The 5,234-nt window shown below is 69.9% G+C and carries 4 protein-coding genes; all 4 read right to left on the bottom strand.

Translation table 11 applies throughout. The features are described from left to right. Window positions 1-156: 156 nt before the first annotated feature. Entirely contained in the window at window positions 157-1,575 is a 1,419-nt protein-coding gene (locus HLA91_RS13595; RefSeq protein ID WP_170275123.1) for a hypothetical protein, read from the bottom strand. Continuing rightward, a complete protein-coding gene (locus tag HLA91_RS13590; protein ID WP_170275122.1) occupies window positions 1,572-2,423 on the bottom strand; it encodes a heme ABC transporter ATP-binding protein in 852 nt (283 codons plus the stop codon). Before HLA91_RS13590 ends, HLA91_RS13595 begins: the two co-directional genes overlap by 4 nt. Further along, window positions 2,420-3,382, bottom strand: coding sequence for a FecCD family ABC transporter permease (locus HLA91_RS13585; RefSeq protein ID WP_239557300.1), 963 nt, complete (start codon window positions 3,380-3,382; stop codon window positions 2,420-2,422). Before HLA91_RS13585 ends, HLA91_RS13590 begins: the two co-directional genes overlap by 4 nt. A 284-nt stretch (window positions 3,383-3,666) precedes the next feature. After that, complete coding sequence (locus HLA91_RS13580; RefSeq protein ID WP_170275121.1) at window positions 3,667-4,899, bottom strand: heme/hemin ABC transporter substrate-binding protein; 1,233 nt, start codon at window positions 4,897-4,899, stop codon at window positions 3,667-3,669. Between the last annotated feature and the right edge of the window lie 335 nt (window positions 4,900-5,234).

Genomic DNA, 5,234 nt, shown 5'->3' with positions numbered 1-5,234 from the left:
GGATCGCGTCTGTGAGCTCGAGCTCGGTGCTCGGCTGTGCGGGTGTCTCGTGCGGGTTGTGCTGGGAGGGGGCGGCAGCGACCGGGGCAGCTGCGGGGAGGAGTGTCAGTGTCAGGGCCGCAGTCGCTGCGGCCAGTCCTGTGCTCAGGCGGCGGATCATCTCTGGTCTCCTTCTGGCGGTGAGCTTGGGCGGGTCTCGGCAGGCGGCACTGCGCCGGCAGGCGCGGTGAGCCTCTCTCGGTCGAGCACGAGGGTCGGGGTGTCAGCCGCGCGGCCGGCCACGGATCCGACCCCCGCATGGCCCTGGGCGGATCCCCCGTCCAGGTGGCCGTGGAGGGGTCCCCCGTCTGCGCGATGGCTGGTGGCGGGCTGCGCGCCGATGAGGTCGAAGAACCGCATCGGGCCGGCTGCAGGTGCCGGCTCGTGCTGCGCGCTTCCGTCGGGTGCGGCGGCAGGATCGGCCGTGTGGGCTGGGGCCGGGCTGTCGATGCCGAGAGTCGCGGCGCGGTCGAAGCCGCTGCGGGCGAGCTTCGCCTCGGCCAGCTGCTCCCGGCGGCGGGTGCGGGCCTCCTGCTTGGCGCGGTAATCGAAGACCTTCCGCTTGCGTCTGTGCTCGGCAGCGATCGCCCGCTTCGCCCGGCGTGCCCGCACCCGTTCGAGGGCTTCGGGGTTGACGCCGAGCAGCAGGGCCTTCATCGCCAGGTAGGCTCCAACACCCACCGCGAGGGCGATGAGGCACAGCGCCACGGCGCTGGCGGCCAGCAGTAGGAGAACGAGCCGGGTGCCGTTGGCGTTGAGCTGATCGACCTGCTCGGGGCCCATGATCGGTTCGATCACCGGCTGCACAGGCGCGGTGACCGGCTGCCCGCTGCCGGCCTGCCCGCCGCCAGGTCGGGCGGTCTGCTCACCGGGGGCTCGGGCCTGGGTCTGCTCAGCGGCCTGCCCGGCCTGCTGCGTGCCACCGGCCTCATCAGCCTGCCCGCTGCCGGCTGCGAACTCGACGGGGGTGAAGGTCTCATTGTTGGCGTTGACGACGCCGTGGGCGCCGATGGTGATGATGCCGCACTGCTCCTTGGTGCAGTCGACGTCGACGGCATTGCGCTGCCGGTCATAGGAGGTGAACTTCGCCCCGGGCACTTTGATCTCACCGCTCCACGTGCCGTCTGCGGCCAGCGTGCCGCCGTTGGCGGCATGCGCTGTCGAGGAGCCTGGGAAGGTGACGAAGAGCTGGAAGCCCTCCGGTTTCGACTCGTTGTCGTAGGCGTAGCGCAGATTCGTGCCGGTCTTGCCGCCCTTGCTCGGCTGCCACGTGCCGTCGACGACGCCGAAGAGCACATAGATCCCGCCGAAGCCGTTCTGCACCGACTGGAAGCCGCGGCCGCTGAGCTTGAGCGTCGAGGTGCCGTCCGGATTCGGGGTTCCGGACACGCTCACCCGGGCTGCCGCCTCGGCCGGGGCAGCCTCCGCAGCACCGGTCATGAGGTGCATTCCGCAGGCCAGCAGCAGGGCCAGTGCCGCAGCGGCCAGCCGGCTGACGACCGGCGCCGAGGCGGTTGCGGGGAGAGGACGGATCATGGCTGTTCCTTTCGGGCCGGGCGCACCGGCACCACGAGCGGCGTGCCGGAGACCGGATCGGTGACGACGGTGACAGGGTGCTCGTAGGCCGCGGAGATCCGCTCCGCGGTGAGCACCTGCTCGGGCAGACCGTCAGCGGTGATGCGCCCGTTGTGCAGCAGCGCGATGCGGTCTGCATAGGCACCGGCGAGATCGAGGCTGTGGAGCACTACGACAACGGCCGAACCGGTTGCCGCGTACTGGCGGGCAGTGGAGAGCACGAGCTCCTGATGGCGGATATCCATCGCCGCGGTCGGCTCGTCGAGCAGCAGCACGGGGGCAGCCTGCGCGAGCACGCGGGCCAGAGCGACGCGGGAGCGCTCACCGCCGGACAGCGAGGTGAAGGTCCGGGCGGCGAACTGGGTCGTCTCGGTCCGGTTGAGAACAGCGGAGACGATCCGCTCATCGTCGCGGCTGGCCCCTGTGCGCTGCCACGGCGCCCGGCCCATGTCGACGACCTCGAGCACGGAGAACGGGAAGGCGACCTCGACATGCTGCAGCAGCACGGCGCGGCGCATCGCCAGCTCCGTGGCGTTCCACGCCTGGGCGGGCTGGCCGTCGATGTGCACACTGCCGGCGGCGGCTTCGACATCACCGGTGATGACACCGAGCAGCGTGGACTTCCCCGCCCCGTTCGGGCCGACGAGGGCGAGCACCTCACCGGCACGCACACTCAGGTCGATGCCGTCGAGGACACGGCGCTGCTCATCGAAGGACACACTGACATCGGACACGCGCAGCACCTCGGCGCCGGGCACCGGTTCGGCCGGCAGGTGGGTGCGCAGCGGGGAGCGGAGGGAGCGCATCATGCCCATCCTCCTGCCGCGCGCCGGCTGCGCCGGAGCAGATAGAAGAAGTACGGGCCGCCGATGAGCGCGGTCAGCATCCCGATCGGCAGATCGGCGAACTCGATGAGGGTGCGGGCGGCCAGATCGGCGAAGGTCATGAGGACCGCACCGCCGAGCACACTGGCAGGCAGCAGCAGCCGGTGGCCGGGCCCGAGGATGATGCGCATGAGATGCGGCACCACGAGCCCGACGAAGGCGATGATGCCGACGAAGGCGACTGCTGCGCTCACGAGCAGCGCGACGAGCGCCATTGCGCTCAGCCGCAGCGCTTCGACATCGACGCCGAGGTGGCGGGCGGCCTTCTCCCCAAGCGCGAGCAGATCGAGACCGCGGGCGAGGAAGAGGGTGAAGACGATGCCGATGAGAGCCAGCGGCACGACGAGCGCGACCTGCTCCCAGCGGCTGCCGTTGAAGCTGCCCATCTGCCAGAACACGATCTGCTCACGCGCCTGGGTGGGTGCTTTGAACACGATGAAGGCGATGAGCGCCCCGGCGACGGCATTGACGGCCACGCCGGTGAGGATGAGGGTGACGACTTCGGTGCGGCCGTTGGATCGGGAGAGGACGTAGACGAGGATCGTGGTGACGAGGCCGGCGAGGAAGGCCAGCAGCGGCACGGTGAATCCGCCGACGAAGCTCAGACCGTTGAGAATCGCGAACGCCGCCCCGACCGCCGCCCCGGCGGACACGCCGATCGTGCCCGGTTCGGCCAGCGGATTGCCGAAGATGCCCTGCATGACAGCACCGGCCACAGCGAGGGAGGCACCGACGAACAGCGTGAGGACGATGCGCGGGAAGCGGACCTCCCACAGCGCCTCGGCCCCGAACTCGTGGCTGGGGCCTGGCAGCCAGTCGAGGCCGACAGCACGCAGCACGGCGCCGAGCACCTCTGCCGGCGGAATGTAGAGCTGGCCGATCATGCCCGACAGCAGCGCGCCGCCGGCGAGCAGGATGACGAGGATGGTGAACACTCCGGTCGCGCGGCCGGCACTCGCCCCGCCCCTCACACGCGCATGAGCGCTGCGCGCACCGCCCGGTGAGTCAGGTGTGCCCGATCCCGTCGGTGCACCCGGCTCACCGGTGCCGGTGAGGCCGCGATGTGCACGACGCGCATCGCGGCGGGTGACCGGAGGGCCCTCCTCGAGCGGTGAACCGGCGAAGACCGAGGCGCCCGGCGCCTCGGCGTCGGTGGGTCTGGTGGTCGTCACTGGTGGGCTCCTTCTGCCGGTGCGGCGGCGGTGGCCGCGGCCGGTGGATCGGATTCGCGTGGCTGATAGGCGTAGTCCGGGGCGTGCACGGCAATGCCGAGCGCGGCGATGACCTCTGCGGTGCGCGGACCGAAGCTCATGACTTCGTAGTCGCTCATGTCGACGATGCGGCGGTTCTTGCCGGCGGGTGTCTGTGCGATGCCGGGCAGCCTGATGGCCTCCTGCAGCCCGCCGACGCTTGCCAGGCCCTTCGTCATGACGATGATGACGTCCGGGGCCGCTTTGACCAGTGCCTCGGCGTTCGTCGGGGACATTCCGGCGAACCCGACTTCGCTGGCGACGTCGCGGGCGCCGATCGACTCGATGAGCGAATCGGCTCCGGAGCCTTCGCCGAACCAGTAGTAGATGCTGCCGCGCAGATAGAGGAACACGGTGCGGGGCCGGTCAGCAGGATCGGCGGGGGCCAGAGCGCTGATCCTCTGCTGCGTGGCGCGGATCTCCTCATCGACGCGCTGGGCGAGCTGGGTGCCGAGCTCACCGAGACCCAGGGCCTCAGCGACCGCGGCGATCTGCGGTGCGACCCCTTCGACACCGTCTTCGCTGGTCGAGGGGATGAAGACGACCGGGATGCCGGCCGCACGCAGCTGCATCTGCACGTCGTATGGCCCGATGCTCGTATCCGTGAGCACCACGGTGGGGGCGAGATTGAGGATCGCCTCGGCGTTGAGCTCATGCCCGTTCTGGGTCACCAGGGGCAGCTCAGCGCGGCCGGGCATGAGCGCTGAGACCTGAGTGGCGACGTCGCGGCCGACGAGGTTGCAGCCCAGCCCCAGCCCGATGACTGCAGAGGCGAGGCCGCCGTTCTGGTTGAGGGCGAGGATCCGCGAGGTGTCGGTCACGGTCTGCTCGGTGCCATCGCTGGACGCGACGGTGACCGGCAGCTGCTGCTGTTCGGCGGCGAAGTCGGTGATCGGGCGGATCTCAGACGCGCGGGTGTGGGCGGTGGTGGGTCCGAGGATCCGGTCGACGGGCAGACGCTTGGACTCCGGAACGTCCGGGATCTCCGGAAGCTGCGGGGTCGGTGCCGCCGGCCGGGACTGGCAGCCGGCAGCTGCGGCGGAATTCAGGGTGCCGACGTTGTGGATCCCGTTGCTCCACAGCAGCAGCGCAGCAGTGAGCACAAGCGCACCAGCTGCGGTGCGCCGACGGGTGCGGCGGGTGAATCTCATGCTGGGCCTCGCTTGGTGGGTCGGCTGCGGTGACTGCTCAGACCGGGAACCCATTCCCGGTCGGCGGCACCATCAGAGTCTTCGGAGTTGACGTTTAGGGTTTCCTGAATAAGGATAGCCTCAGCTGATGGAGTTACGTCAAACTCTTGTGACCTAATCCATGAGTGAAGCCACACCTGATCGAAGGAGCATCATGAAGTCAACAGCGAGCGCCGGCCGGCGCCGCGGATGGCGCGCGGGGCTTGCCGCTGGCATCGCCGTGGCCATCGGCAGTGCGGGAGTGCTCTCGGCGCTGCCAGCCCAGGCTGCCGAAACCGAAGTGAAGGACGCAGTCT

Source organism: Brevibacterium luteolum (assembly GCF_013004595.1).
Lineage (GTDB): Bacteria > Actinomycetota > Actinomycetes > Actinomycetales > Brevibacteriaceae > Brevibacterium > Brevibacterium luteolum.
The sequence above is the reverse complement of the archived record's forward strand: the minus strand, read 5'-3'. Positions and strand labels throughout refer to the sequence as shown.

Coding starts and splice junctions, on each gene's coding strand:
- HLA91_RS13595 (WP_170275123.1), bottom strand. CDS start 1,575: ATGATCCGTCCTCTCCCCGCAACCGCCTCGGCGCCGGTCGTCAGCCGG.
- HLA91_RS13580 (WP_170275121.1), bottom strand. CDS start 4,899: ATGAGATTCACCCGCCGCACCCGTCGGCGCACCGCAGCTGGTGCGCTT.
- HLA91_RS13590 (WP_170275122.1), bottom strand. CDS start 2,423: ATGATGCGCTCCCTCCGCTCCCCGCTGCGCACCCACCTGCCGGCCGAA.
- HLA91_RS13585 (WP_239557300.1), bottom strand. CDS start 3,382: ATGATCGGCCAGCTCTACATTCCGCCGGCAGAGGTGCTCGGCGCCGTG.